The sequence below is a fragment of the Kocuria sp. CCUG 69068 genome (genome assembly GCF_020833785.1).
GTDB classification, from domain to species: domain Bacteria; phylum Actinomycetota; class Actinomycetes; order Actinomycetales; family Micrococcaceae; genus Kocuria; species Kocuria rosea.
Window position 1 is genome coordinate 1 of record NZ_PDDL01000047.1, and the last position, 26865, is coordinate 26865.

The window sequence follows — 26865 nt, forward strand, 5'->3', positions numbered from 1 at the left end:
GCGGAGCGGCGCCGGGCGCTGCGGGTGTGCGGTCATGGGCGGGCTCCTGTCGGTCGACGGTCCAATCTACCCAGGGCGGGCGACGGGCGCCCCGGGCGCGGTGCGCCGGGCGCAGCCGCGTTCGCGGAAGCCGGCCCGCCCCCGTCCCGGGCGGGCCGCGTGGTAGAAGAGGGCATGACCACTCCGACGCGCGCGTTCGCGCCTCCCTGCGGGCCGGTGCGCGGCCGGGTCGACGGCGACGTCGTCCGGGCGACCGGGATCCCGTACGCCACGGCGGACCGGTTCGCCGCGCCCGTCCCGGTCGCGGACCGGGAGGAACCGTTCGACGCCACCCGCCCGGCCCCGGCCTGCCCCCAGGCGCACTCACCCTTCCTCACCGGGGTCCTCGGCGACACCCTCGCCGGGCTCCCGCGGGACGAGCACTGCCAGCGGCTGTCGGTGACCCTGCCCCTCGAGCGGGGGCCGGCGGAACGGCTGCCGGTGATGGTCTGGATCCACGGCGGCTCCTACACCACCGGGGCCGGGGACGCCCCGATCATGGATCCCCGCCCCCTGGTCGCCGAGCAGCGGGTCGTGGTCGTGAGCGTCACCTACCGGCTGGGACTGTTCGGCTACCTCGGCGCGGGCCGGGGCCGCCCCGCCAACCTCGGTCTGCTCGACCAGCTAGAGGCCCTGCGCTGGGTGCGGCGCAACATCGCGGCCTTCGGCGGCGACCCGGACCGGGTGACCGTGTTCGGCCAGTCCGCCGGGGGCGACGCCGTGGCCCATCTCATGGCCGTCCCGGGCGCGGAGCTGCTGTTCCGCCGGGCCATCCTGCAGAGCCCTCCGCTGGGCATCGCCCGCGGCCGGGCGGCGATGACCGCGGCGATGGCGGGCGCGGCCGGTGCTGTCACCGCGGGGACGCCGGCCGCGGAGGTGGTGGCGCTGCAGGCCGAGGTCGAGGCCGGCGCGTCCTCCTTCGGGCTCCGGGGCCGGATGCCGTTCGGCACCCAGTACGGCCACCACCCCCTGCCCGCCGAGGAGGGCGTCGAGGCAGCCTGGGACCGCGTGGCCCCGCACATCGACGTGCTCATCGGCCACACCGCCGAGGAGGCCCGGCTCTACCTGCCCACGCTGCCCCTCCTCCACCGGGTCACCCGCGTCCCGCTGCTCGGCCCCGTGCTCCGCCGCGCCGTCGTGGGGCAGGTGACCGCGGCCGTCCACGGCCGGGCCGTCCGCCGGTTCGCCGCCCGGCACGCCCGGGCCGGAGGCCGCGCCCACACCTACCTGCTCACCTGGAGCGCGCCGGGCAGCCCGTACGGATCCGCCCACACGGTCGACCTCCCGCTCCTGTTCGGCGACGAGGCCGCATGGGCCGGCACCGGGCTGCTCGCCGGGGCCCCGTGGGAGGACGTCCAGGCCCACGGCCGGCGCCTCCGGCGGCTGTGGGCCGGCTTCGCCCGCGGCGAGCCGCTGGCGGACGCCGGGGCGGTCCCCGGCGTCCTGCGCTACCGCGCGGCCACGGGTGCACGACCCCTCGAGCGCGTCCTCGGCTGCGTCCTCGGCGCGGTGCGCCGCGCTCAGGGCGCTGCGGGCATCTCCCGCGCCCCCGTGCGGGCGCTGCGCCGGGCCGCGTCCAGCACCGCGGCGACGGCCACGGCGTCCCACGGGTCCACGGGGGCCTCGCCGTCGCCGAGGAGCCACCGGGCCACGGCCCGGTAGAAGTCGGCGGGCTCGCCGGGGGCGGTGGGCACGGGGTCGGTCCCGGTGCCCCGGACGAGCAGACCCGTCATGCCCTCCCCGGGGTCCAGCAGGTCGAAGGGGCCGGGGCTGTCGGCGTGCCCGGCCACGAGGTAGGCGCCGGCCGAGCCGAGCACCCGGGTCCGGGGCCCCGGCGCCCCCACGAGGCCCCCGGCCCACAGGTGGCTGATCGTGCCCGAGGCGTGGTCCAGGGCCAGGAAGACGTCGTCCTCGGCCGGGGTCGTCAGCGCGCGCAGCTCGGCCCGCACCGCGGCCACCGGCCCGAACAGCTGGATCGCCGCGTCCACGAGGTGCGGACCGAGGTCGAGCAGCAGCCCGCCGCCCCGGCCGACCGCGTTCTCCCGCCACCGGTCCTTGGGCACCGGGCGCCACCGCTCCCAGCGGCGCTCGAACCGGTGCACGTCCCCGAGGTGCCCCTCGGCGAGCACCCGGGCCAGGGTCAGCTGCTCGCTGTCCCAGCGCCGGTTGTGGAAGACCGTCAGCGGGGTCCCGGTCTCCTCGGCGCGGCGGACCACGGCCACCGCGCCCTCGTGGTCCATGGCCAGCGGCTTGTCGACCACCACGGGGATCCCGGCCTCCAGGCCGGCCAGCGCGTGCTCCACGTGCAGCCCCGTGGGCGAGGCGACGACCAGCACGTCGGGCCGCGAGCGCTCCAGCAGCCCGGGCAGGTCCCGGTGCACCTGCACCCCGTGCCAGTCGGCGCCCGCGCGGGCGGCCCGCTCCGGGTCGCCGGTGACGACGTCGGTGACCCGCCCGCCGGCCCGCCGCAGCAGGTCCCCGTGGAATTCCCGCCCGGCCATGCCGTACCCGACGAGTCCGGCGGTGAGCACTCGTCCTGCACCCTGATCAGTCATGCGGTCACGATAGCCCCTGGCACCGGGCCGCACCGGGCCGCACCGGGCCGCACCGGGCCGCTACGGCCCGTCCGGGCCCGCGATCTCGTCGTCGACGAAGCGGGGCGCGGCCGCGACGCCGCCGGCGACGACGAGGAGCACCGCGGTGCCCATCAGCAGCAGCAGGGGAGCGGTCCAGCTGCCGGTGGCCTCGTGCAGGGCGCCGACGGCGAAGGGCCCGGCCGCCGCGAGCAGGTAGCCCACCGGCTGGGTGAACCCGGACAGCTGCGCGGTCACCCGGGGGTCCCGGGAGCGGGCCGTGAGCAGCGCCAGGGCGGTGGGGAACGCGAAGCCGCCCACCCCCAGGAGCAGGGCCCAGGCCCAGGGTGTGGTGGCGGGCGCCAGGAGCAGGCCGGAGTAGCCGGCGACCATGCAGACGCCCAGGCCCACGATCCACCGCCGCAGGCGCGGTGAGCGGGCCACCAGGACGGGCATGAGGAGCCCTCCCGGGATGCCCATGGCGGCGATGAGGGCGGCCATCAGCCCGGCCTGGGCCTGGCCCAGGCCGCCGTCGCGGTAGATCTGGGCCACCCAGCCGAACTGGACGTAGGCGTGCATCGACTGGATGCCGAAGTAGACGCACAGCGCCACGGCGGTGCGGGAGCGGAGGATCGAGGTGCCGCGGCCGGGACGCAGGGCGCGGCCGGGGGTCGTGGCGGGCTCGCGCCGGTCGCGGACGGTGACCAGGACCCAGGGGACCACGGCGGCCAGGGCCACGAGGCCCCAGAGGCCCAGAGCGGCACGCCACCCGTCGGGCCCGCTCGCGGCCAGCGGCCCGGCAGCCAGCAGGGGCAGCGTGGCGCCGACGGCCAGGCCGGTCGTGTAGAGGGAGTTCAGCGCCGCCGTGCGCCGGCCCCCGTGGCGCTTGATGAACGCCGGCACCAGGATGTTGCCGACGGCCATGCCGGCGAAGCCCAGCACGGACAGGAGCAGGAACACCGGCACCGATCCCGTGACCGACCGGGCCAGCAGCCCGGCGGCGACCAGGACCAGGCCGGCGGTGACGGCACCGCTGATGCCGGTCCTGCGCGAGAGCGCGACCGCGCACGCCCCCGCCGCGGCGAACGTGAGCCCGGGCAGGGCGGTCAGCACGCCGGCCATCGTGGGGCTCAGCCCCAGTCCCTGCTGCACCTCCGCGAGCACGGGCCCCACGGAGGTGGCCCCGGGGCGGAGATTGACCGCCACGACCGCCACCGCGAGCACCACCAGCCACCCCGGCACGCGGGGCGGGACGGCGGAACGGTCAGGGGGCGGGGTGGACGGGCGCACCGGCCTGTTCTATCACGGGGTGCGGCGGCACCGGGGCGCGGGCCGGACGGAGCGGTCCGCTCAGCCCTCGCAGTCGGTGCAGTACCGCGTCTCGCCGGACTGGCGGGCCAGCTGGGAGCGGTGCCGGACCAGGAAGCAGGAGGCGCAGGTGAACTCGTCGACCTGTTCCGGGATGACGGCCACGGTGAGCTCTTCGTGGGAGAGGTCGGCGCCGGGCAGGTCGATGCCCTCGGCGGTGTCGAAGTCCTCGGCGTCGATGACCGCGGTCTGGGTGGTGGCGCTGCGCTGGACCTGGATCGCCTCCAGGGACTCGTTGGCCGGCTCGTCCTCGGGCCGGGTGCGCGGGGCGTCGTAATCGGTGGCCATGATGTGGTGCGTCCTCCTGGAACGGGGTGGTGCTGTGCAGAGGGTGCCCTGCACGGAAGGACCAGAGTGTACCCCTACGACATGGGCAACTGTCGAGTCCCCGCGCGTCCCGGCGAAGTGCGGCGTCTCGGGCGTGATCCTCGTCGCACCCCGGAGGGGCCCGGATCGGTCCCTGGTGCGCCGAGCACGGAGCACCCGCTCAGCGTCCGTGACCTCCTCACCGCCGTCCAGGGCCACTTCGACGAGATGGCCCTGGGTGCGTTGCACGCCATCCGGCGCGCCGCGCAGGACGCCGCCCGGCCCTGGTCCGGTGTCAGCTGGCGCTCTCCAGGTGCGCGAGGCGCAGCCAGCGGTGCATGAGCCGGCGGAACGCCACGGCGGCGCCGTGGGCGTCCCGCGCGGCCAGCAGCTCCACGGCGTCCGAGAAGTCCTGCGGGCTCTCGTCCGGCTGGAACGGGTCAGCGAGCGAGCCGTAGTGCAGGACCACGAGGGAGTTGGCGGAGAACGCCCCGAGCCACCGGCCCAGGTGCGTGAGGTCCTCGGCGAGGTCCTCGAGGTCCTCGCCGCCCGCGTCCTCCACCACCTGCGCGGCGCGCACCACGCGACGGGTCGCGAGGTCCACCGGCACCGCGCACCGGTGCACGCGGTTGCCGTGGTGGAAGCTCTCGGTGTGGTCCTGGGCGGTGAAGAGGGAGAACCACGCCATGGGGACGGTGAACGCCGACTGGCGCGCGTGGACGGGCACGAAGTGCTCCCGGCTCACGCGATCGCCCGCGGCCCGGACGGCGTCCTCGGGGATGAGCAGGTTGGGCAGGGGCTGGCCGCCCTCCTCCTCGGCGAGCGCCACGAGCCGCAGCGAGCGCCGCAGCCGCTGCGGGGGGTGGTAGACGGGGAAGTCCCCGACCCCCGCCGCGAGCATGTCCCGGCCCCGGGGCGCCGCGGAGAACGGCAGGGTCCACAGCGGCTCCACGGCCGGGGGCAGGGGCTCCTGGCCCGGCTCGGCCAGGCGGGCGAGCTGCTCGGTCAGCTCGTTGACCCCGGCCTCCTCGGGGGACAGGGCCCGGGGCACCAGCGGGGCGTACACGGCGTCGAGCTCCTCGGCGGGCACGTACACCCGCAGGGCGAACTGGTGGGGGATCCCGGTGGCCGAGCGGAACGTCCGGCCGACCTGCAGCAGCTGGGCCACGGCGGCTCAGGCGATCTCGACGACGACGGGGGCGTGGTCCGAGGCGCCCTTGCCCTTGCGCTCCTCGCGGTCGATCGACGCGTCGGTGACGCGGCCGGCCAGGGCGGGGGAGTAGAGCTGGAAGTCGATGCGCATGCCCTCCTTCTTCGGGAAGCGCAGGCCCTTGTAGTCCCAGTACGTGTAGACGCCCGGGCCGGGGTGCCGGGGGCGGACCACGTCCAGGTAGCCGGCCTCCTCGAGGAAGGCGCGGAAGGCGGCGCGCTCGGGCGCGCTGACATGGGTCAGGCCGTTGTCGAGGAAGAACTGCATGTCCCACACGTCCTCGTCCTGCGGGGCCACGTTCCAGTCGCCCACCAGGGCGACCTGCGCCGTGGAGTCCTCGTCGACCCACTGCTTGGCGTGGTCCTTGAGCACGCGCAGCCACTCCAGCTTGTAGGGCATGTGCGGGTCCTCCAGGCCGCGGCCGTTGGGGACATAGAGGGACCAGACGCGCACGCCGGCGCACGTGGCGCCGATCGCCCGGGCCTCCTGCACGGGCTCCTCGCCGGGCTTGCCGAAGGCCGGCTGGTCCGGGAAGGTGCGCTCGACGTCCTCGAGGCCCACCCGGGAGGCGATCGCCACGCCGTTCCACTGGCTGAGGCCGAAGTGGGCGACGTCGTAGCCCATGTACTCGAAGAGCTCCCAGGGGAAGTTGTCGTCCTTCGCCTTGGTCTCCTGCATGGCCAGGACGTCCACGTCCGAGCGCTGCAGCCACGCCTCCACACGATCGGCGCGGGCGCGGACGGAGTTCACGTTCCAGGTGGCGATCCTCATGGGCCCCACGTTACCGGCTGCCCCGGACGGGAATTTTCAGCACCCCTTGCGCAGCACCGGTCCAGGTGCCATGGTTAGTTACATAACTAATGAACCAGTGAGGGGGAGGGCCGTGATCGCCGACGACCGCCCGATCTTCCAGCAGATCGCCGAACGGATCTGCGCCGACATCCTCGCGGGCGCCTATCCGGAGGAGACCCAGGTCCCGTCCACCAACGAGTTCGCCGCCTTCTACCGGATCAACCCGGCCACCGCCGGCAAGGGCGTCAACCGGCTCGTGGACCGGGGGATCCTCTACAAGCGCCGCGGCATCGGCATGTTCGTCGCCGCCGGCGCCCGGGAACGGCTCCTCGAGCAGCGGCGGCAGGAGTTCGCCGACCGCTACGTGGCACCGCTCGTCACCGAGGCGCACTCCCTCCGGCTCCCGCCGGGGGACGTCCTCGACCTCGTCCGCTCCGCCCTCGGCCGGTCCGAGGCCGCCGCACCGACCCGTCAGGAGTCCACCCCATGAACGGCACGCCAGCCCCCGTCGTCGCCCTGCGCGGCGTCTCCCGCACCTACCGGGAGACCCGGGCCCTCGACGGCGTCGACCTCGACCTCGCCCCGGACCGGATCTACGGACTCGTGGGGCGCAACGGCTCCGGCAAGACCACCCTGCTGTCCGTGATCGGCCAGCAGGTCCGCCCCGACCGGGGCGGGCGGGTCGAGCTGTTCGGCCGCCCCGGGTGGGAGAACCCCGAGGCGCTCTCCCGCACGGTGCTGCTGCGGGACCGGCAGCGCTACCCCGAGGAGTTCCGGGTCCGCCACGTCCTCGACGCCGCGCCGGCGTTCTACCCCGGCTGGGACGAGGAGCTCGCCCGCGGTCTCGCCGAGGACCTCCGGCTCCCGTCGCGGACCAGGATCAAGAAGCTCTCCACGGGTCAGCACACGGCCCTCGGCATCGTCCTGGGCCTCGCGTCCCGCGCGGAGCTCACGATGCTGGACGAGCCCTACGGCGGGCTGGACCCGGTGGCCCGGGAGCTGTTCTACGACCGGCTCCTCGAGGACTTCGCGCGGCACCCGCGCACCGTGGTGATCTCCACGCACCTGGTCGACGAGGTCGCCAACCTCCTCGACCACGTCCTGCTCCTCGACCGCGGGCGGCTCGTGCTGGACGCCGGTCTCGAGACCGCCCGCGCCAGCGCCCACACGGTCGCGGGGCCCGCCGCCGACGTCGCCGGCTACCTGGCCGAGCGGCGCCTCGAGCAGCAGGTCTCCCGCGAGCAGCGGATCGGGGCGCTGCGCACCGTGACCGTGGCGGCGCCCCACGACGACGACGCCCGGGCGGCCGCCGCGCGCCACGGGATCGAGATCGACGCCGTCTCCCTGCAGTCGGCCGTGGCCGCCCACGGGCTCGTCCCGGTGCCCGCCGACCAGCTCCAGAACGCCTGAGAGGACCTCCGCCATGTCACGACTCACCCCTGTCCTCAAGCTCAACACCGTCAACCGGTCCGCCGGGGTCTGGATGGTCGTGGGCGTGATCACGGTGTCCGGGCTGCTCAGTCTGCTCGCCGGGGTCGTGCTGCACGTGGTCCTGGGCGCCCCGCTGGGCGCCGTGGCCGAGGGCCTGCGCTACAACCAGGTCCTGCTCTGGTGGCCCGGGATCGCCCTGCTCGTCCACGCCGCCCAGGTGATCGGCACGAGCACGCCCCTCGCCCTGGCGCTGGGGGCCACCCGCCGGTCGATGTGGTGGGGCTCGGTGCTGACGTTCGTGCTCCACGCCCTGCTGGCCGCGGCCGTCCTCACCGCGTTCCTGCTCCTGGAGCGCGCCACCGGCGGCTGGTTCCTGGGCCTGCCCGCTTTCGACGTCCGCGTCTTCGCCGGAGGGTCCCCGGCGTGGGCCCTCCTCGTGGCGTTCCTGGTCTACCTCGGGGCGCAGCTGGTCGGGGCGGTCTTCGCCACGGTGTACGTCCGGGGCGGCCCCGTGGCGCTGACGCTGTCCATCATCGGGACCGTCGTGACGACCCTGGCCGTGCTGGTGTGGGCCGCCGCGACCGGAGCGGGCTCCGCCGCGGCCGTCGGCGCGGGTTCCGCGGGGGTCCCGGCGGGACTCGTGCTCCTGGCCGCGGCGGCGCCCGTGCTGCTCGCGCTGCTGGGCTGGGGCCTGTACCGCCGGGTCTCCGTCCGCTGAGCACCCCGGCGCGGCCAGCGCCGCCGCGCCGGGGGACCAGGGGTTTCCCCGCGCGCCCTTCCACCGGGTGGTTGCACATGCTAATTTCCTGCTGGCCCGTGCCCCCGGCGGCGCCGCCCCCAGCAGGGAGAGACCCCCATGAACCTCGCACGGACCGCGCTCGTCGTGTCCACCACCTTCGCCCTCCTCCTCGGCGGAGTTCCGGCGGCGCTCGCAGCCCCGACTCCTCCGGTCGATCTGCCCGAGCTGTCCGGTCCGGCCGAGCCGGCCGCCACCGCGGGCGCGCCCGCCCTGAGCCTGCACGGCGGCTCGGGCACCGACGCCGCCCCGGCCGGGGTTCCGGCGCCGGCGGCCGCGGAGGACCCGGCCGCCGGCGGCCTGGCCGGGGCGGCGTCGGCCGGCGCCCACCCGACCACGGTCGAGGACATCACCGAGGCCTTCAAGATCGTCAACGACCACCGCGGCCAGGCGAGGCGCGCCCCGCTGGTCTACAACACCGCGCTGTCCCGCAACGCCCAGCAGTGGGCGGAGACCATGGCCGGGGCCCGCAAGGAGTCCCGCAACCCGGACCCCTGGGCGGGCGCCCCTGCCGGCGGGATCCGGATGGACCAGTACTACGGGAAGGGCGTCTTCACCGGCCCCTTCGAGGGCGTCGAGGCGGTCGAGGCGCTCGCGCACTACCTGCTGGACTTCTTCCCCCGCAACGGGACCGACCAGTTCGCCCGGGACCTGACCCACCTCGGGATCGGGGTCAGTCACGTCGCCACGTCGGGCTCGGGTGGTCCCGGGTGGGAGACCTACCTGACGATCTACTACTACGCCTATCCGGCCGGGCAGGCCGTGCCCGGGACGGTCGCGAGCCCGGCGCAGGGGTTCGTGCCGCCGGTGACGGCACCCCCGGTGACGGCGCCGTCCTACGCAGTCCGGGGGGCGATCGGCACCAAGTACCACCGTCTGGGCGGGGCGGCCGTGCTCGGGGAGCCCACCATGAACGAGCGCGGCGGCCTGATCGAGGGCGGCGTCTACCAGCAGTTCCGGAAGGGCACCCGCACCACCACCGTCTACTGGGCCCCCGGCTACGGCGCGATGGCCGTGAAGAACTACGGATCCATCGGCGGCCGGTGGGTCGCGGCCGGCCGGGAGCACCACTTCGGCCTGCCCGTCACGGACGAGCGCCCGGCCACCAGTGGGGCGTACCAGGTCTTCCGCCGCGACGGTCGCTCCACCATGCTCCTGTGGAGTCCCGGGACGGGCTCCCGCGCGGTCAAGCAGTACGGGGCCATCGGGCGGGCCTGGAAGGCCGCCGGCTCCGAGCGCGGCTGGGGCTTCCCCGTCACCGACGAGTACCGCTACGGCGCCGAGGTGCGCCAGCGCTTCTCGAAGGGCGTCACCGTCCACTACGCCGCGGGGCGCACCTGGGCCACCCGCTGAGCCCGAAGCGGTTGAAGTCGGTCTCTCCGTGCGGTGGGATCGGCCGAGCCGGGGGTGTTCCGACGTGGCGCGCACGGTTCGTCGGATCGTCCGGCGGTTCCACCGCGGTTCCGGCCCTGGTGACCTGAGGGGATGCTCAGGGGAAACGGCTGCGGGTCGTTCCCGGCCGTGGGCAACAGGCGCGCTCGCGCGGCCGGTCCGGACCACCTCACCACGACACCGGCCTCGGGGAGCCGGGCCCAGGAGGCCGCGGGCTCGCCGGTCTCAGAACGGCGGGGGGTCATCGGGCGGGAGGTCGTCGAGCCGGAGGCCGCCGGGCGGAGGATCAGCGGCCGGACCCACGGGCGGAGGGTTGCCGGGCGGCCGGCCGGTGGCCGGGGCGCTCCGGCAGTCGGGTGCGGTGCCGGCAGCGGTGTGCTCGGGTTCGGGGCGGGCAGCCGTGTGCTCGGGTGCGGTGCGGTGCACGAGCCCGCCCGGTGAGGTCCACTCCAGGACCGCGGCGTGCCCGGCCGCGCCCCCGGCCGTTCCTCCGGGCGGGCTGCCGTCCGTGCCCGGGGCGGTGCCGTCGTGCGGGCCGGGGGTGATCCGCCGCACCGACCAGGCCCCGAGGTGGCCGTGGCGGTGCTTGACCCGGTGGTGGTGGCGGCACAGGGCGGCCAGGTTGTGCTCGGCCGTGGGCCCGCCCCGGGCCCAGGCCACCGTGTGGTCGAGATCGCAGGCCTCGGACCGGCGCCGGCACCCGGGGAAGCGACAGGTCCCGTCGCGCAGCTCGACCAGCCGGCGCAGGTCCCGGGGCACGGCGTAGACGGTCCGGTCGTGGTCGAGGACCACTCCGGTCACGGGGTGGGTCAGCACCCGGTGCCACGCCCCGGCCCCGGCGGCCAGCTGACGGGCCACCTCCGCGCTGATGGGCCCGTAGCCCGACAGCACCGGAACCCCGTCCCCGGCCGACTCGCCCCCGGCCGTGCCGGCGCACGTCAGCACCGAGACCGGGACCAGCACGCTCACCCGGGCCCGCACTCCGCGCGGAAAGCCCGGCTTCTCCGGCAGGACCCCGTCCAGCAGCAGGTCCGCCAGCACGTCGGCCCGCAGCTCCGACACCGAGCGCGGCACGGACTCTTCCTGATCCTGCGGTCCCGGCCGCCCCGATCGTGCGGGGTCCGGGACGTCCTGGCCCAGCAGCCGGGCCAGGTCCTCGAGCCGGTCGTGCACGGCCAGGGCCACCGGGGCCTCCAGCAGGGCGTGCAGCCAGGCCGTGCCGTCGGCGGCCGGCTCCACCCACACCGCCCGGGCCCTGCGCGCGGCGCGGCGGGCGCGTTCCTCGGCGCCGGCCACGAGCACGGCCCGCCGGGTGCGGGCGGTCGCGCGCAGCTGCGCGGCGGTGGCGTGCGGGGCCCGGTCCAGCAGCTCGGCGATCAGCCGGCCGACGGCCGCCACCGGCGGCGGGTCGCACCGGCCGGGGGCCCAGGTCGGGGCCTGGGTGATCAGCTCACGCCACTGATCGACCAGCACCGCGGCCTGGGGCGAGCCGATCCGGCCCTCCTCCAGGGCGGTGAGGACCTCCGGGAGCATCTCGGCCAGCAGCACGGCGTCCTCCACCCGCCGCCGGGCCGTGCCCGCCGGCAGCCGCAGGGCCGGACCGACCTCGGCCGCGACGTCCACGAGCAGCTGGTGCTCCGCCTCGGCCAGCGGGCTCAGCGGGTCCGGGCGGAGGAACCCGCCGGCGGCGATCTCGGCCTCGGCCTGCGCCATCGCCTGGAACCGGGCCGCCGTGCGCGCCGCCTGCCCGGCCAGCCACAACCGGTGGATGCAGCGCACTTGCGCGCCCACCGCCCGCGCCTCCGCCGCCGCGGCCTCCACCAGACCCGCCGCGGCAGCCCGCACCTCGGCGGCAGGCCCCTGAGCACCCTGCACCTGAGCGTCCCGCCCCTGAGCCACCTGCGCCACGGCGTCCTGCACCTTCATGGCCTGCACCACGGAGGCACGCCCCGGAGCGTCCTGCCCCGCGGTGTCGTGCGCCGCGACGCTGCGGGGTCCGTGCCCGGCCGCCTCGGCGAGCACCGGCCGCGCCGGAGACTCCTCCCCGGCCACCGGGGTCCGGGTCCGCCGCTGCGCCGTCGCCGTCATGGAACCATTCTCCCCAGCACCTCAGACTCGCTAAGCCGTGGGGGCCCCGACGACGACGGAGCCGCGCACCCCGATCGGGGTGCGCGGCTCCGTGGTGGTGCGGGTGCTCCGGGCGTCAGGAGCGCCACCAGTCGTCGAGGATCGTGGCGGGGGTCGTGCGCTTGTGCCGGGTGATGCGCCAGCGGTGCTCGATCTGCTCGGCCACGGCGTCGGCGACCTCGCGGCCCTCGAGGTAGTCGTCGATGTCGTCGTAGGACAGCCCGAGCTCGGCCTCGTCGGTCTGGCCCGGGGCGTCGTCGAGCAGGTCGGCGGTGGGGGCCTTCGCCCACAGCCGCTCCTCGGCGCCGAGGGTCTTCGCGAGGAGCCGGTTCTGCCGCTTGTCGAGCCCGAACAGCGGCAGCACGTCCGCCCCGCCGTCGCCGTACTTGGTGAAGAACCCGGTCACGGACTCGGCGCCGTGGTCGGTGCCGATCACCAGGTAGTTGTGCTCCCCGGCGATCGCGTACTGCGCGATCATCCGCATCCGGGCCTTGATGTTGCCCTTGTTGAAGTCGGAGATCTCCCGGTCCGTGGCGCCCTCGAAGCCGTGCTCGAAGCCGTCCACCGCCGGGGCGATGTCGTAGGTGATGGTGCGGTCGGCGGCGACGAAGCGCAGGGCCGCCTGGGCGTCCTCCTCGTCGTGCTGCTTCCGGTGGGGCAGGCGCACGCCCACGAACTCCGCCTCGCCGCCCTCGGCGCGCACCCGCTCGACCGCCAGCTGGGCGAGCCGGCCGGCCAGCGTGGAGTCGAGGCCCCCGCTGATGCCGAGCACGAAGCCCTTCGTGCCGCTGGCCCGCAGGTAGTCGCAGAGGAAGCCGACGCGCGCCTCGATCTCCTGCTCGGGGTCGATCTCGGGCTTCACGCCCATCTCTTCGATGATTGCTGCCTGCAGTGTCCGCATGGGCCCATGCTAGTGCGGGCCGCGCCCGGGCGGGCAAGGGGAACACGGTCCCGGAACGGCGGGGCCCTTGCGTAGGATGCGGGCCATGCCCCCGCACCGGAGCCGCCCCCGGGAGCACCGGATCCGACCGACCGAGCGAACCAGGAGCGCAGCATGAGCGAGCAGCACGGGACCGACCGCCGGAACACCGCCGAGGACACCCCTGGGAACACCTCCGGGAACACCTCACGGAACGTCTCGGGGAGCACGTACGAGAACATCCTGGTCGAGACCCGCGGGAGGGTCGGGATCATCACCCTGAACCGGCCGCGGGCGCTCAACGCCCTCGACGCCGCGACCCTGCGGGAGGTCGTCGCCGCGTCCACCGCCCTGGACACCGACCCGGGGATCGGGGCGATCGTCCTCACCGGCTCGGAGAAGGCCTTCGCCGCCGGCGCCGACATCAAGGAGATGGCGGGGCGCAGCGCCCCGGAGATGTACCTCGCGGACTGGTTCGCGGGCTGGGACGCCTTCACCCGGGTGCGCACCCCCGTGGTCGCCGCGGTCTCGGGCTACGCCCTGGGCGGGGGGTGCGAGCTCGCGATGATGTGCGACCTGCTGATCGCCGCGGACACGGCCCGCTTCGGGCAGCCCGAGATCAACCTCGGGGTGATCCCCGGGATGGGCGGCTCCCAGCGCCTGGCCCGTGCGGTGGGCAAGGCCAAGGCCATGGACATGGTCCTCACCGGCCGGCACCTCGACGCCGCGGAGGCGGAGCGGGCGGGTCTCGTCTCCCGCGTGGTGCCCGCGGCGGACCTGCTGGCGGAGGCCCTGGACGTCGCCGGGACCATCGCGGCGAAGTCCCTGCCCTCGGTCCTCGCGGCCAAGGAAGCCGTGGACACCGCGTTCGAGACCACCCTCGCGCAGGGCGTGCACCTCGAGCGGCGGCTCTTCCACGCGCTGTTCGCCACCGAGGACCAGAAGGAGGGCATGGCCGCGTTCGCGGAGAAGCGCGAGCCGCGGTTCACGCACCGCTGAACCCCCGCCGCGGCCGGGTGCCGCCCGGCCGCGGGAGCTAACGTGGTGCCATGCCTCAACCGTCGAACGATGCCTCCGCCTGGCAGGTCCGCGAGTCCGCCCTCGACCCCGGCGCGCACGGCGCCCTGGAGTCCGTCTTCGCCCTGTCCAACGGGTACGTCGGGATCCGGGGCACGCTGGACGAGGCGCAGCCCAGCGCCTCCCGCGGGACCTTCCTGGCCGGGGTCTACGAGTACCACCCGCTGTCCTACCCCGAGGGCGGCTACGGGCACCCGGAGCACGGGCAGGCCATCATCGGCGTGGCCGACGGGAGCACCGTGCGCCTGCAGGTGGACGGGGTGCAGCTGGACGTCCGGGAGTCCCCGCCGGAGCAGCACGACCGCGTGCTCGACCTGCGCGCGGGCACGCTGCGCCGCGAGACGGAGTGGGTCACCCCGCGCGGCGCCCGGATGCGCCTGACGTCCACCCGCCTGGTCTCGCTGACCCAGCGCTCCGTCACGGCGATCCGCTACGAGGTCGAGGCGCTGGACCGCACGGTCCAGGCGGTGCTGCGCTCCGACCTGGTCGTCAACGGCACCCCGCCCAAGGTGGAGAACGAGGACCCGCGCGTGGCCGCGGTCCTGGAGCAGCCGTTCCGCGCCCGCCTCAGCCGTTGCCACGAGACCGGCGGCGTCCTGGTCCACCGCACCCACGGGAGCGAGATCGGGGTGGCCGCGGCGGTCGAGCACGAGGTCGACATGCCGGCCGGCGGCGCCGTGAGCACGCAGTGCGACGACGACCAGGTGGTCACCACCCTCGTGACCGACCTCCGGCCCGGGCAGCGGGTGGGGTTCGTCAAGTACCTCTGCCACGCGTCCTCGGACGCGGACCCCTCGGCCGACCTGCGGGAGCAGGTGCTCGCCGCGATGACCGGGGCGCGGCGGCGCGGCTGGGACGGGCTGCTCGCCGACCAGCGGGCGGAGCTGGACGAGTACTGGGACAGCGCCGAGGTGGAGATCGACAGCGACCCCGAGCTGCAGCTGGCGATCCGCTTCGACCTGTTCCAGCTCCTGCAGGCGGCGGCCTGCGTCAGCCGCGCCCCGGTCGGGGCGAAGGGGCTGACCGGCGGCGGGTACAGCGGGCACACCTTCTGGGACATCGAGGGCTTCGTGCTGCCGGCCCTGGCGCTGCTGCGCCCCCGGGACGCCGCACGGCTCCTGCAGTGGCGCTCCTCGACCCTGGACCGGGCCCGGGAGCGGGCGCAGGTCCTGGACCTGGGCGGCGCCTCCTTCCCGTGGCGCACCATCGACGGGCACGAGACGTCGGCGTACTGGCCGGCCAGCACCGCGGCCATGCACGTCAACGCCGACATCGCGCGGGCCTTCCGCTGGTGGGCCGACGCCACCGGCGAGGACCTCACCGAGGTCGGCGGGGTCGACGTCCTGGTGGAGACGGCGCGCGTGTGGGCGGCCATGGTGCACGAGGACCACGAGGGCGGCATCCACCTCCTCGGCATGACCGGGCCGGACGAGTACACCGGCGTGGTGGATGACAACGTCTTCACCAACCTCATGGCCCGGCGCAACCTCCGGGCGGCCGCCGACGCGTGCGAGGAGCACCCCGAGCACGTGGGGCGGCTCTCCGTGACGGCGGACGAGCTCCAGCGGTGGCGGGCCCTGGCGGACGCGATCCACATCCCCTACGACGCCGTGCGCGGCGTGCACCCCTCCAACGAGGGGTTCACGACCTACCGCGAGTGGGACTTCGAGGCCAAGCGCGACGGCTACCCCGTGGAGGAGCACTTCCACTACGCCAAGATCTACCGCCGCCAGATCGTCAAGCAGGCGGACCTGGTCCTCGCCCTGTGGTGGTGCGCCGAGGCGTTCACCCCGGAGCAGACCGCCCGGGACCTGGACTACTACGAGCAGCGCACCGTCCGCGACTCGTCCCTCTCGGCCTGCGTGCAGGCCGTGGTCTGCGCCCGCGTGGGCCACCTGGACCTCGCCCTCGAGCACCTGCGCGAGTCCGCCCTCGTGGACCTGCGGGACATCCAGCAGGACGCCGAGCAGGGCCTGCACCTGGCCTCCGCCGCCGGGTCGTGGCTGGCCGTGGTCTGCGGGTTCGGGGGACTGGACACGGACGGGGGCGAGCTGCGCCTGGCCCCCCGGCTCCCGGAGCGCCTGCACCGGATCGCCTTCCGCCTCCGGTGGCACGGCCGCCGGCTCGGCGTGGAGATCACCCGCTCGGGCACGACCGTGCGGGTCCTGGACGGGGATGCCGGCGAGGTGGCGCTGCGGATCGACGGCGAGGCCCTGGCCGTCACGGCCGAGCGCCCCGCGACCGCGCCGCTGCACACGCCGCACCCGCCCACCCCCGCCCCGCACCAGCCCCCGGGACGCGCCCCGCGCGCCCCCCGCACGCCGTGACGCGCCCCGCGCCCCTCGAGGTGCTCACCCGCGTCTGGGGCTACGACGCCTTCCGCGGGCAGCAGGCCGAGATCATCGACGCGGTCACCGGCGGCGAGGACGCCCTCGTGCTCATGCCCACCGGCGGCGGCAAGAGCCTGTGCTACCAGATCCCGGCGCTCGTCCGGGAGGGCACAGGGGTGGTCATCAGCCCGCTCATCGCGCTCATGCACGACCAGGTCGACGCCCTCGAGCAGGTAGGCGTGCGCGCCGCGTACCTCAACTCCACCCAGACCCTCGAGGAGCGCCGCGACGTGGAGCGTCGACTCCTGGCCGGCGAGCTCGACCTGCTCTACCTCGCTCCCGAGCGCCTCCCGGTCGCGGCCGACCTGCTCGACCGCGCCCGCATCGCGCTCTTCGCCGTCGACGAGGCGCACTGCGTGGCCCAGTGGGGCCACGACTTCCGCCCCGACTACCTCGGGCTGACGATCCTCCACGACCGCTGGCCCGGGGTCCCGCGCATCGCCCTCACCGCCACCGCGACCGCGGAGACGCGCGAGGAGATCGTCCGCAACCTCCGCCTGGACGACGCCCGGGTCTTCGTCTCCAGCTTCGACCGGCCCAACATCCAGTACCGGGTCGGGCCCAAGAAGGACGCCCGCCGGCAGCTGCTCCAGCTCATCCGGACCGAGCACGACGGCGAGGCCGGCATCGTCTACTGCCTCAGCCGCGCCTCGGTCGAGCGCACCGCGGAGTGGTTGGCCGGCCAGGGCGTCACCGCGCTGCCGTACCACGCCGGCCTGCCCGCCGAGGTGCGGTCGCAGCACCAGACCCGCTTCCTGCGCGAGGACGGCGTCGTCATGGTCGCGACCATCGCCTTCGGCATGGGGATCGACAAGCCCGACGTGCGCTTCGTCGCCCACCTCGACCTGCCCAAGAGCGTCGAGGGCTACTACCAGGAGACCGGGCGCGCCGGGCGCGACGGGCTGCCGTCGACGGCGTGGCTGGCCTACGGGCTGCAGGACGTCGTCCAGCAGCGCCGGATGATCGAGGACGGCGAGGGGGACCGGCAGCGCAAGCGCGCCCAGACGCTGCACCTGGACGCGATGCTCGCGCTGTGCGAGACGGTGCAGTGCCGCCGTCGGCAGCTGCTGCGCTACTTCGGCGAGGCGAGCGAGCCGTGCGGCAACTGCGACACGTGCCTGGACCCGCCCGAGGCCTTCGACGGCACGGTCCCGGCGCAGAAGCTCATGTCCACGATCGTGCGGCTGCAGCGGGAGCGGGGCCAGCAGTTCGGCGCCGGGCACCTGGTGGACATCCTGCTCGGCCGGGAGACCGAGCGGGTGGTGCGGATGCGCCACACCGAGCTCACCACGTTCGGCATCGGCACCGAGCTGAGCGACCAGGAGTGGCGCGGGGTGGTGCGCCAGCTGCTCGCCCAGGGCCTGCTCCAGGTGCAGGGCGAGTACGGCGTCCTGGCGCTCACCGAGGCCGCCGGGGAGGTGCTGCGCGGGCAGCGGGAGGTGCGCCTGCGGCGCGAGCCGGAGCGGGCCAGGACCGTCCGCACGCCGAGGACCGCCGCCGCGCCGCCGGTCCTCGACCAGCCCCAGCAGGAGCTCTTCCAGCAGCTGCGGGCCTGGCGCTCCGCCGTGGCCAAGGAGCAGGGCGTGCCCGCGTACGTCGTCTTCAACGACGCGACCCTCGCCGCGATCGCCCAGGCCCGGCCGAGCTCGCTGGGGGAGCTGCGCGGCATCTCCGGTGTCGGCGACGCCAAGCTCGAGCGCTACGGCGAGGCCGTCCGCCAGGTCGTCGCCGACGCCTGATGATCCGCACCTGCGGATGCCGTGCCGGACGAATGACCGTAGATGCGGATAGCATGGCGCCATGACCGAGCTCAGGATCGCCGAGGCCGCCCGCTTCCTCGGCGTCAGCGACGACACCGTCCGGCGCTGGATCGACCAGGGCGCGCTGCACAGCACCCGGAGCGCGACCGGCCAGACCGTGGTGGACGGACTGGAGCTGGCCCGCCTGCTCAAGGAGCGCGCCGTCCGGCCCGAGGACCCCGCGCACGTCGCCAGCTCGGCGCGCAACCGGTTCGTGGGACTGGTCACCGAGGTCGTCTCGGACACCGTGATGTCCCAGGTGGAGCTGCAGTGCGGCCCGCACCGGGTGGTCTCGCTCATGAGCACCGAGGCCGTCCGGGACCTGGGCCTGGAGCCCGGCCGCGTGGCCACGGCCGTCGTCAAGTCGACCAGTGTCGTCGTCGAGACCCCCGGGGCGTGAGGCGGCGGTGCGCACCAGGGCCCCCGCCGCGGCCGTCCTCCTCGCCGCCCTCGGCCTCGGCGCCACCGGGTGCGGGGCCGGCGGGGACCCCGCGACCGTTCTCGACGTCCACGCCGCCGCCTCCCTCACCGGCACCTTCACCGAGCTCGCCGAGCAGTTCGAGGCGCAGCACCCGGGGATCGAGGTGTCCCTGAGCTTCGCCGGGTCCTCCACCCTGGTCCAGCAGCTCACGGAGGGGGCGCCCGCCGACGTCCTCGCCACCGCGGACGAGCGGAGCATGGCCGGGGCCGTGGCGGCCGGCCTCGTCGACGGCGAGCCCGAGGTCTTCGCGACCAACGTCCTGACCGTGGTCGTGCCCGCCGGCAACCCCGCCGGCGTCGCGTCCTTCCGGGACCTGGCGGAGCCGGGCGTGCAGGTCGTGGTGTGCGCCCCGCAGGTGCCGTGCGGCGCCGCCGGCGAGCGGGCCCAGGATGCCTCGGGCGTGCGGCTGAGCCCGGTGAGCGAGGAGGGCTCCGTGACGGACGTGCTCGGCAAGGTCGTCTCGGGCCAGGCGGACGCCGGCCTGGTCTACGCCACGGACGCACGCTCGGCCGGGGACGCGGTCGAGGTCGTCGAGGTCCCGCAGGCGGCGCAGGCCGTCACCCGTTCCCCCGTCGCCGCGCTCGCGGACTCCGACGAGCCGGAGCTCGCCCGGCAGTTCACCGAGCTCGTCGCCGGCGACCGCGGCCGGGAGGTCCTGGCCGGGGCGGGGTTCGGGGCGCCGTGACCCGGCGTCTTCCCCGCGGGTTCAGCACCGTCCCCGGCTGGGTGTGGATCCCGGCGGCCCTGGGCGCCCTGGTGGTGGTCCTGCCGGTCCTCGGGATGCTCGCCCGGGTGGACGGGGGCGGCTTCCTCGGGCTGATCACCTCCGAGTCCTCCCGCACCGCGCTGTGGCTGAGCCTGCGCACCGCGACCGTCTCCACCGCGCTGTGCGTGCTGCTGGGCACCCCGCTGGCCCTGGTGCTGGCCCGCGCCCGGCTGCCCGGGGCGCGGCTGCTGCGGGCACTGGTGCTGCTGCCGCTCGTGCTGCCGCCCGTGGTCGGCGGGATCGCCCTGCTCCACACCTTCGGGCGCCACGGGCTCGTGGGGCGCCACCTCGAGCTGGCGGGGATCAGCATCGCCTTCACCACCGTGGCCGTGGTGCTCGCCCAGACGTTCGTGGCGCTGCCGTTCCTCGTGGTCAGCCTCGAGGGCGCGCTGCGCAGCGCGGCGGCGGGCTACGAGGAGGTCGCGGCCACGCTCGGCGCCCGGCCCACCACCGTGCTGCGCCGGGTCACCCTCCCGCTGGTGCTGCCGGGGCTGGCCTCCGGCGCGGTGCTCTCCTTCGCCCGCTGCCTGGGCGAGTTCGGCGCCACCCTGACCTTCGCCGGCAGCCTGCAGGGGACCACCCGGACCCTGCCCCTGGAGATCTACCTGCTGCGGGAGACGGACCCGGACGCCGCCGTCGCCCTCTCGCTCGTGCTCGTGGTCGTGGCGGTCCTCGTCGTGGGGCTCTCCGCCCCCGTGCGCCGGACGGCGGGCCGGCGGTGACCGGGCCGGCGGCGACGGAGGGGCTGTCCGTGACCGCCCGGCTGGCCGCCCGGGACGTGGACCTCTCGCTGAGCGTCCCGCCGGGGGCCACCGTGGCGGTGACCGGCCACAACGGCGCGGGGAAGTCCACCCTCTTCGCCGTCCTCGCCGGGCTGCTCGTGCCGGACACCGGCCGGTGCACCCTCGACGGGACCGTGCTCTTCGACCTCGACGCCACGGGGCGCGGGCGCTGGGTGCCCCCGCACGAGCGCGGCATCGCGCTCATGGCGCAGGAGCCGCTGCTGTTCCCGCACCTGAGCGTGCTCGAGAACGTGGCCTTCGGCCCGCGCAGCCGCGGGGCGGGCCGGGCCCGGTCGCGGACCGCCGCCCGGCACTGGCTCGCCGAGGTGGGCGCCGAGCAGTTCGCCGACCGCCGCCCGGCCCAGCTCTCCGGCGGCCAGGCGCAGCGCGTGGCGATCGCCCGGGCCCTGGCGGCCGAGCCGCGGCTGCTGCTGCTGGACGAGCCGTTCTCCGCCCTGGACGCGGCCGCCCGGCCCCTCGTCCGCGAGCTGCTGGTCCGGGTGCTGGCGGGGCGCACGGCCCTGGTCATCAGCCACGACCCCGGGGACGCCGCCGCCCTCGCCGAGCACGTCGTGGTGCTCGAGCACGGCCGGGTCGCGGCGGGCTGAGCACCGCGCCGGAACGCTCCGGCGCCTCCCCGGTCCGCGCAGTACGATCGGGACCACCACCGTTTTCGTATGACCCGGCTCACACGACCCACCCCGTCGTGACGGGCCGACGAGAGGACCACCCATGACTCCCGTCCTGCGCGGCGAATCCCCGTCCGTGGAGCAGCACCCCGGCATCCCCTTCCCGGACGCCGACCTCTTCTGCTTCGCCGCCCTGCTCCCCCCGGATGAACGCGCCCGGCTGGCCGACCTGCACACCTTCCTCCAGGAGCAGGTCCGCCCCGTGGTCACGCCCTACTGGAACCGCGAGGAGTTCCCGTCCCACCTGCTCCCGGCGCTGGCCGCCCACGGGCTCGGCGAGCTCGAGCTCTCCGGGGCGAGCCGGCTCTACCGGGGCCTGGCCTACGCCGAGGTCGCCCGGGCCGACGTGTCGCTGAGCGCCCTCGTGGGGATCCACAACGAGCTCATCGTCGACCTGATCGCCGCGCTGGGCTCGGAGGAGCAGAAGAACCGCTGGCTGCCCGACCTGCGCCGCTTCCGGGCCCTCGGCGCCTTCGCCCTCACCGAGCCCGAGCACGGCTCCGACATCGCCGGCGGTCTGGCCACCACCGCGACCCGGGACGGGGACGAGTGGGTGCTCACCGGGACCAAGCGCTGGATCGGCGCCGGCACGATCGCCGACGTCGCGATCGTCTGGGCCCGGGACACCGCCGACGGGAAGGTCAAGGGCTTCCTCGTGGAGACCGACCGGCCCGGCTGGTCCGCCACGAAGATCGAGCACAAGATCGGGCTGCGGATCATGCAGAACGCCGACATCGTCCTGGACGAGGTCCGGATCCCGGCGACCAACGCCCTGCCCGGGGCACAGGACTTCGCCGCGGCCAACGTGATGCTGCGCAACTCCCGCGCCTGGGTGGGCTGGCAGAGCGCCGGGGTCCAGCTCGCGATCTTCGACGTCGCCCGCGACTACGCCCTGACCCGGCGGCAGTTCGGCCGCCCGCTCGCGAAGTTCCAGCTCGTCCAGGAGCCCCTCGCCCGGATCCTCGGCAACGCCACGGCCGCCCTGGGCCTCATGGCCCAGATCGCCCGGCTCCAGGAGGACGGGGGCTTCGACATGCCCCACGCCGCGCTGGCCAAGGCCACCACCACGTCCCTGGCCCGCGAGTCCGCGGCCCTGGGCCGGAACCTGCTCGGCGGCAACGGCGTGGTCACCGACCACGAGATGGCCAAGCTCTTCAACGACGTCGAGATCCTCTACACCTACGAGGGCACCTACGAGATCAACGCCCTCATCGTGGGCCGCGCCGTCACCGGCGTCTCCGCGTTCGTCTGAGCCGGGTCCCCGCACCACCGTCCGCCCCCCACCGCCCCGAGCAGCCCCTTCCGAAAGGACCCCGCATGGACGTCACCGACACCTCCGCCCTCGTCACCGGCGCCGCCTCGGGCCTCGGCGCGGCCACCGCCGCGATGCTCGCCGGGCGCGGCGTGCGGGTCTTCGGCGTGGACCTCCCGGCAGCGCTCGAGAACGCCCCCGACGTCCCCGGCGTCACCCGCGTGCCCGCCGACGTCACCGACCGGGAGCAGGTGCGCGGGGCCGTCGCGGCCGCGGCCGGCGCCGGGCCCCTGCGCACCGTGGTCAACTGCGCCGGCATCGGCCCCTCGGCCCGGGTGCTGGGGAAGAAGGGGGTGCACGACCTCGACCTGTTCGAGACCGTGCTGCGCGTGAACCTCCTCGGCACCTTCACGGTCCTCGCCCTGGCCGCGGAGCGGATCGCCGCCACCGACCCCGTCGACGACGACGGCCAGCGCGGGCTGGTCGTCAACACGGCCTCCGTCGCCGCGTTCGAGGGGCAGGTGGGGCAGGCCGCCTACGCGGCGTCGAAGGGCGGGGTGCACAGCCTGGGCATCACCGCGGCCCGGGACCTCGCGAGCGCCGGCATCCGGGTGAACACCATCGCCCCCGGCGTGATCGAGACGCCCATGCTCGCGGCGGTGGGCGAGGAGTTCCGGGCCGCGCTCGCGGCGGGTGTGCCGTTCCCGCGCCGGCTCGGCCGGCCCGGGGAGTTCGCCCAGCTCGTGGCGGCGTTCCTCGACAACGACTACCTCAACGGCACCACCGTCCGGATGGACGGGGCGCTGCGCATGGCGCCCCGCTGAGAGCCCGCCCCATAGACTGGGGCCCATGACCACCGACTTCTCGCCCGTCGACCTCGCGACGGCCCGCGACCGCCTCCGCCAGCTGATCATCGACCTCGCCGTGGTGCGGGGCCGGGTCACGCTCGCCAGCGGCATCGAGGCCGACTACTACGTGGACCTGCGCCGCGTGACCCTCCACCACGAGGCGTCGCGCTACGTGGGCCAGGTGATGCTGGCGCTGCTCGACGAGGCCGGGATCTCCTGCGCCGCCGTGGGCGGGCTGACCATGGGGGCGGACCCCGTGGGCCACGCGATCATGCGCACGGCGGGGGACCAGGGCCGGGCCGTCGACACGTTCGTGGTCCGCAAGGCCCAGAAGAGCTACGGGATGGGCCGCCAGGTCGAGGGCCCCCCGGTGCAGGGCCGCGACGTCGTCGTCGTGGAGGACACCTCCACGACCGGCGGGTCCGCGCTCACCGCGGTGGAGGCCCTGCAGCGGGCCGGCGCCAACGTGGTGGCCGTGGCGATCATCGTGGACCGGCGGACCGGCGCCAAGGAGCGCATCGAGGAGACGGCGGGCGTGCCGTGCCTCTACGCCTTCACGAAGGACGAGCTCGGGCTTGACTGACCCCGTCGACGGGAACGGCACCGCGGGACCGGCCCCCGCGGTGGGCGTCGGCCCCTGGGCGGGCCCGTGGCCCGAGGGGGAGCAGTGGGACCCGGAGCTGCTCGAGCACGGGGACCGGCGCAACGTCGTGGACGCCTACCGGTACTGGACGATGGACGCGATCGTGGCCGATCTGGACACCCGCCGGCACGGGTTCCACGTGGCGGTCGAGAACTGGCAGCACGACCTGAACATCGGCTCGGTGGTGCGCACCGCCAACGCGTTTCTCGCCCGGGAGGTGCACATCGTCGGCAGACGGCGCTGGAACCGCAGGGGAGCGATGGTCACCGACCGGTACCAGCACCTGCGCCACCACGCGAGCGTCGAGGAGTTCGCCGCCTGGGCGGACGCCGAGGGCCTGCCCGTGATCGGGATCGACAACTTCCCCGACTCGCAGCGGCTCGAGACCTACGACCTGCCCGAGCGCTGCGTGCTGGTGCTCGGCCAGGAGGGGCCGGGGCTGAGCCCCGAGATGCACGCCGCGGCCGGGGCCACCCTGTCGATCGCCCAGTTCGGCTCGACCCGCTCCATCAACGCCTCCGCGGCGGCCGCGGTGGCGATGCACGCCTGGGTCCGGCGCCACGTCTTCGGCCAGCCGGTCGCCTGACGGGCGACCCGCCGCGTCCACCCGCCGTCCCCCCGTCGTCCCGCGGCGCGGCTTTGGCTAGAGTGGGAGCCAGGCCACACCCGAACCGAAGGAGCCAGCATGCCCATCGCAACCCCTGATGTCTACGCCGAGATGATCGACCGGGCCAAGGAGAAGGGTTTCGCCTACCCGGCCATCAACGTCACCTCCTCCCAGACCCTCAACGCGGCCATCCGCGGCTTCGCCGAGGCCGGCTCGGACGGCATCATCCAGGCCTCCACCGGCGGCGCCGCCTACTGGTCCGGGGCCTCCGTCAAGGACATGGTCAACGGCTCGCTCGCCATGGCGGCCTTCGCCCGCGAGGTCGCCAAGAACTACGACGTCAACATCGCCCTGCACACCGACCACTGCCCGCAGGACAAGCTCGACGGCTTCGTGCTGCCGCTGCTGGAGGAGTCGGAGAAGGCCGTGGCCCGCGGCGAGGACCCGATCTTCCAGTCCCACATGTGGGACGGCTCCGCCATCGAGCTCGACGAGAACCTCAGGATCGCCCAGGACCTGCTGGCCCGCACGAACAAGGCCAAGATCATCCTCGAGGTCGAGATCGGCGCGGTCGGCGGCGAGGAGGACGGCGTCGAGAACGAGATCAACGAGAAGCTGTACTCCACCGTCGAGGACGGTCTCGCCACGGTCGAGGCCCTCGGCGCCGGCGAGAACGGCCGCTACCTCACCGCCCTGACCTTCGGCAACGTGCACGGCGTGTACAAGCCCGGCGGGGTCAAGCTGCGCCCCGAGCTGCTGCAGCAGATCCAGGCGGAGGTCGGCAAGAAGCTCGGCCAGGACCGCCCGTTCGACCTCGTCTTCCACGGCGGCTCCGGCTCCTCCGCGCAGGAGATCGCCGACGCCGTCTCCTACGGCGTGGTCAAGATGAACGTGGACACCGACACCCAGTACGCCTTCACCCGCCCCATCGCCGGGTTCATGTTCGCCAACTACGACGGCGTCCTGAAGATCGACGGCGAGGTCGGCAACAAGAAGAAGTACGACCCGCGCGTGTGGGGGGCCCTGGCCGAGGAGTCCATGGCCGCCCGCGTGGTCGAGGCCTGCCAGAACCTCGGCTCCGCCGGGACCTCCGTCAAGTAGCCGCCCCTCCGCGGCCGCGGAGCACGACGGCGGCGTCCTGCCCGAGCGGGGCGCCGCCGTCGTTCCCGCGCCCGTCCCGCACGCCCCCGCAGTCCCGCGCACCGAAAGGACCCCGTCCCCCATGAGCCTCACCGGCAAGAACCTGCTCGGCGGCCCCGAGCCCACCTACCTCACCGAGGACCCGGGCCTGGTCGAGCGCATCGAGGCGGGCGACGAGGCGGAGGACCTCGCCGCGCGCTTCCCGAAGGCCTCCCTCGCGTGGGCCATGTGCGCCGAGGACGCCCTCGCCGAGGGCCGCGTCCTCGAGGGCTACGCCTTCGCCCGCGTGGGCTACCACCGCGGCCTCGACGCCCTGCGCGGCCACGGGTGGAAGGGCCACGGGCCCGTCCCGTTCTCCCACGAGCCCAACCGCGGCTTCCTGCGGGCGCTCGCGGCCCTGGGCCGGGCCGCCGCGGCCATCGGCGAGTTCGACGAGGCCGAGCGGATCCAGAAGTTCCTCAACGACTCGGACCCCACCGCCGCGGAGCAGCTGCAGCGCTGACCCGGCGGTCGCCAGGGCCCGGGGGACGTCGGAGGACGGCTCCCGGGCCCTCGTCGTGTCCGGTCACGACCGTTGTCGACCGGCCGGAGCGGTGCCAGCATGGAGGCATGGCCGCCCCGCAGACGCCCCTCCCGGAGGGCCCCGGCGTCCAGCGCGTGCTCGGCGTGGTGAACCCCTACGACATGGCCCTCGACCGCGAGATGTGGCGGTGGATGCCCGCGACGACGTCCCTGGCGGTGGCGCGCACGCCGTACCACCCCCTGGTCGTGGACGAGCTCATGGCCGCGCGGATCGGCGACGACGCCGAGATCAGGGCGGCGGCCCGCTCCCTGGCGGCCGTGGGCCCGGAGGCCGTGGTCTACGCCTGCACGTCCGGCAGCTTCGTGCACGGCCGGCGGGGGGCCCGGCGGATCTCCCGGACGATCGCCGAGGAGACCGGTGTCCCGGCCCTCACCACCTCCGAGGCGCTGCTCGAGGCGCTCGACGCCCTGGGCACGACCGCCCTCGCGATCGCCACCCCCTACGTCGAGCGGCTCACGCAGCGGCTGGAGGACTTCCTCGCGGAGGACGGCAGGGACGTCGTCGCCTGCGCGGGCCTGGGGCTGGACCGGCTCATCTGGCACGTCCCCTACGCCGTGACGGCGGACCTCGTCCGCCGGGCGGACCGGCAGGAGGCCCGGGCCGTTTTCGTCGCCTGCACCAACCTGCCCACCTACGACCTCATCGCGCCCCTCGAGCAGGAGCTGGGCAAGCCGGTGCTGACCGCCAACCAGGTCACGCTGTGGGCGGGCCTGCGCCGGCTGGGCCTGACCCCGGAGGGCCCGGGGCAGCGCCTGTGCGCCCTGCCGTCCCGCGAGGCCGAGCTGCGCTGAGCGGGCCCGGGTCAGGCCCGGAAGAGGGCGCCGAGCCGGTCGGCGCGGGCGGGGTGCCCGGCCA

At 75.1% G+C, this 26865-nt stretch carries 25 protein-coding genes and 1 pseudogene; 19 read left to right on the forward strand and 7 right to left on the reverse strand.

All coding sequences use genetic code 11. From position 1 onward, the window contains the following. Window positions 1–174 precede the first annotated feature (174 nt). Window positions 175–1701: a carboxylesterase family protein gene (locus tag CRM73_RS10550; RefSeq protein ID WP_229587640.1), complete on the forward strand. Its 1527-nt coding sequence runs from the start codon at window positions 175–177 to the stop codon at window positions 1699–1701. On the opposite strand, the pseudogene CRM73_RS10555 reads toward CRM73_RS10550, so the two are convergent. The 5 genes and pseudogenes from CRM73_RS10555 to CRM73_RS10575 all read right to left on the reverse strand — a co-directional run. After that, a pseudogene (locus tag CRM73_RS10555) lies at window positions 1644–2594 on the reverse strand (Gfo/Idh/MocA family protein); the annotation flags it as partial. The gene CRM73_RS10550 and the pseudogene CRM73_RS10555 overlap by 58 nt on opposite strands. A 60-nt stretch (window positions 2595–2654) precedes the next feature. Further along, a complete protein-coding gene (locus tag CRM73_RS10560) occupies window positions 2655–3902 on the reverse strand; it encodes an MFS transporter (RefSeq protein WP_109221790.1) in 1248 nt (415 codons plus the stop codon). Window positions 3903–3962: 60 nt separating this feature from the next. Next, window positions 3963–4268 carry a DUF4193 domain-containing protein gene (locus tag CRM73_RS10565; protein WP_035925540.1) on the reverse strand — a complete coding sequence of 102 codons (306 nt, stop codon included), beginning with the start codon at window positions 4266–4268 and terminating at the stop codon, window positions 3963–3965. Between the two features lie 313 nt (window positions 4269–4581). Then, complete coding sequence (locus CRM73_RS10570) at window positions 4582–5454, reverse strand: hypothetical protein (RefSeq protein ID WP_229587641.1); 873 nt, start codon at window positions 5452–5454, stop codon at window positions 4582–4584. A gap of 6 nt (window positions 5455–5460) precedes the next feature. Continuing rightward, on the reverse strand, window positions 5461–6267 hold the full coding sequence (locus CRM73_RS10575; RefSeq protein WP_017833035.1) for an exodeoxyribonuclease III: 807 nt from the start codon (window positions 6265–6267) through the stop codon (window positions 5461–5463). Between the two features lie 112 nt (window positions 6268–6379). On the opposite strand from CRM73_RS10575, the gene CRM73_RS10580 reads away from it, so the two are divergent. The 4 genes from CRM73_RS10580 to CRM73_RS10595 all read left to right on the forward strand — a co-directional run bounded on the left by CRM73_RS10580 (window position 6380) and on the right by CRM73_RS10595 (window position 9868). Further along, window positions 6380–6778: a GntR family transcriptional regulator gene (locus CRM73_RS10580; protein ID WP_017833036.1), complete on the forward strand. Its 399-nt coding sequence runs from the start codon at window positions 6380–6382 to the stop codon at window positions 6776–6778. Continuing rightward, window positions 6775–7698, forward strand: coding sequence for an ATP-binding cassette domain-containing protein (locus CRM73_RS10585; protein ID WP_109268552.1), 924 nt, complete (start codon window positions 6775–6777; stop codon window positions 7696–7698). The genes CRM73_RS10580 and CRM73_RS10585 overlap by 4 nt, the downstream gene beginning before the upstream one ends. Window positions 7699–7711: 13 nt before the next feature. Continuing rightward, the gene (locus CRM73_RS10590; RefSeq protein ID WP_017833038.1) at window positions 7712–8437 is read left to right on the forward strand and encodes a hypothetical protein; all 726 of its coding nucleotides are present in this window, start codon (window positions 7712–7714) and stop codon (window positions 8435–8437) included. A gap of 138 nt (window positions 8438–8575) precedes the next feature. After that, window positions 8576–9868 carry a CAP domain-containing protein gene (locus tag CRM73_RS10595; RefSeq protein WP_051063742.1) on the forward strand — a complete coding sequence of 431 codons (1293 nt, stop codon included), beginning with the start codon at window positions 8576–8578 and terminating at the stop codon, window positions 9866–9868. A gap of 264 nt (window positions 9869–10132) precedes the next feature. On the opposite strand, the gene CRM73_RS19800 is transcribed toward CRM73_RS10595, so the two are convergent. Next, the gene (locus CRM73_RS19800; protein WP_095649838.1) at window positions 10133–11995 is read right to left on the reverse strand and encodes an HNH endonuclease signature motif containing protein; all 1863 of its coding nucleotides are present in this window, start codon (window positions 11993–11995) and stop codon (window positions 10133–10135) included. Between the two features lie 115 nt (window positions 11996–12110). Further along, entirely contained in the window at window positions 12111–12935 is an 825-nt protein-coding gene (gene nadE / locus CRM73_RS10605) for an ammonia-dependent NAD(+) synthetase (protein ID WP_035925543.1), read from the reverse strand. A 153-nt stretch (window positions 12936–13088) separates the two neighbouring features. On the opposite strand from nadE, the gene CRM73_RS10610 reads away from it, so the two are divergent. From CRM73_RS10610 to CRM73_RS10675, 14 genes are all read left to right on the forward strand, one after another. After that, on the forward strand, window positions 13089–13952 hold the full coding sequence (locus tag CRM73_RS10610; RefSeq protein WP_229587642.1) for an enoyl-CoA hydratase: 864 nt from the start codon (window positions 13089–13091) through the stop codon (window positions 13950–13952). 50 nt (window positions 13953–14002) lie between these two features. Further along, complete coding sequence (locus CRM73_RS10615) at window positions 14003–16357, forward strand: glycosyl hydrolase family 65 protein (protein WP_229587643.1); 2355 nt, start codon at window positions 14003–14005, stop codon at window positions 16355–16357. Continuing rightward, window positions 16354–18159 (forward strand): DNA helicase RecQ, encoded by a 1806-nt coding sequence (gene recQ / locus CRM73_RS10620; protein WP_017833043.1) that lies wholly within the window; start codon window positions 16354–16356, stop codon window positions 18157–18159. Before CRM73_RS10615 ends, recQ begins: the two co-directional genes overlap by 4 nt. Before the next feature lie 61 nt (window positions 18160–18220). Then, window positions 18221–18619: a molybdopterin-binding protein gene (locus CRM73_RS10625; protein WP_017833044.1), complete on the forward strand. Its 399-nt coding sequence runs from the start codon at window positions 18221–18223 to the stop codon at window positions 18617–18619. A gap of 7 nt (window positions 18620–18626) precedes the next feature. Continuing rightward, entirely contained in the window at window positions 18627–19385 is a 759-nt protein-coding gene (gene modA / locus CRM73_RS10630; RefSeq protein WP_017833045.1) for a molybdate ABC transporter substrate-binding protein, read from the forward strand. After that, the gene (locus tag CRM73_RS10635) at window positions 19382–20188 is read left to right on the forward strand and encodes an ABC transporter permease (protein WP_017833046.1); all 807 of its coding nucleotides are present in this window, start codon (window positions 19382–19384) and stop codon (window positions 20186–20188) included. The genes modA and CRM73_RS10635 overlap by 4 nt, the downstream gene beginning before the upstream one ends. A gap of 29 nt (window positions 20189–20217) precedes the next feature. Further along, window positions 20218–20856, forward strand: coding sequence for a sulfate/molybdate ABC transporter ATP-binding protein (locus CRM73_RS10640; protein ID WP_229587645.1), 639 nt, complete (start codon window positions 20218–20220; stop codon window positions 20854–20856). Window positions 20857–20980: 124 nt separating this feature from the next. Then, entirely contained in the window at window positions 20981–22189 is a 1209-nt protein-coding gene (locus tag CRM73_RS10645) for an acyl-CoA dehydrogenase family protein (protein ID WP_229587647.1), read from the forward strand. 65 nt (window positions 22190–22254) lie between these two features. Continuing rightward, a complete protein-coding gene (locus tag CRM73_RS10650) occupies window positions 22255–23013 on the forward strand; it encodes an SDR family NAD(P)-dependent oxidoreductase (protein WP_017833049.1) in 759 nt (252 codons plus the stop codon). A gap of 25 nt (window positions 23014–23038) precedes the next feature. Next, on the forward strand, window positions 23039–23620 hold the full coding sequence (pyrE, locus tag CRM73_RS10655) for an orotate phosphoribosyltransferase (protein ID WP_017833050.1): 582 nt from the start codon (window positions 23039–23041) through the stop codon (window positions 23618–23620). After that, window positions 23613–24266: a TrmH family RNA methyltransferase gene (locus tag CRM73_RS10660; protein WP_229587649.1), complete on the forward strand. Its 654-nt coding sequence runs from the start codon at window positions 23613–23615 to the stop codon at window positions 24264–24266. Before pyrE ends, CRM73_RS10660 begins: the two co-directional genes overlap by 8 nt. A 99-nt stretch (window positions 24267–24365) precedes the next feature. Further along, window positions 24366–25388: a class II fructose-bisphosphate aldolase gene (gene fbaA, locus CRM73_RS10665; RefSeq protein WP_126346907.1), complete on the forward strand. Its 1023-nt coding sequence runs from the start codon at window positions 24366–24368 to the stop codon at window positions 25386–25388. Window positions 25389–25509: 121 nt separating this feature from the next. Next, a complete protein-coding gene (locus CRM73_RS10670) occupies window positions 25510–25929 on the forward strand; it encodes a DUF3151 domain-containing protein (RefSeq protein ID WP_017833053.1) in 420 nt (139 codons plus the stop codon). Between the two features lie 107 nt (window positions 25930–26036). Beyond that, entirely contained in the window at window positions 26037–26801 is a 765-nt protein-coding gene (locus tag CRM73_RS10675; protein ID WP_109221778.1) for an aspartate/glutamate racemase family protein, read from the forward strand. Window positions 26802–26865 lie beyond the last annotated feature (64 nt).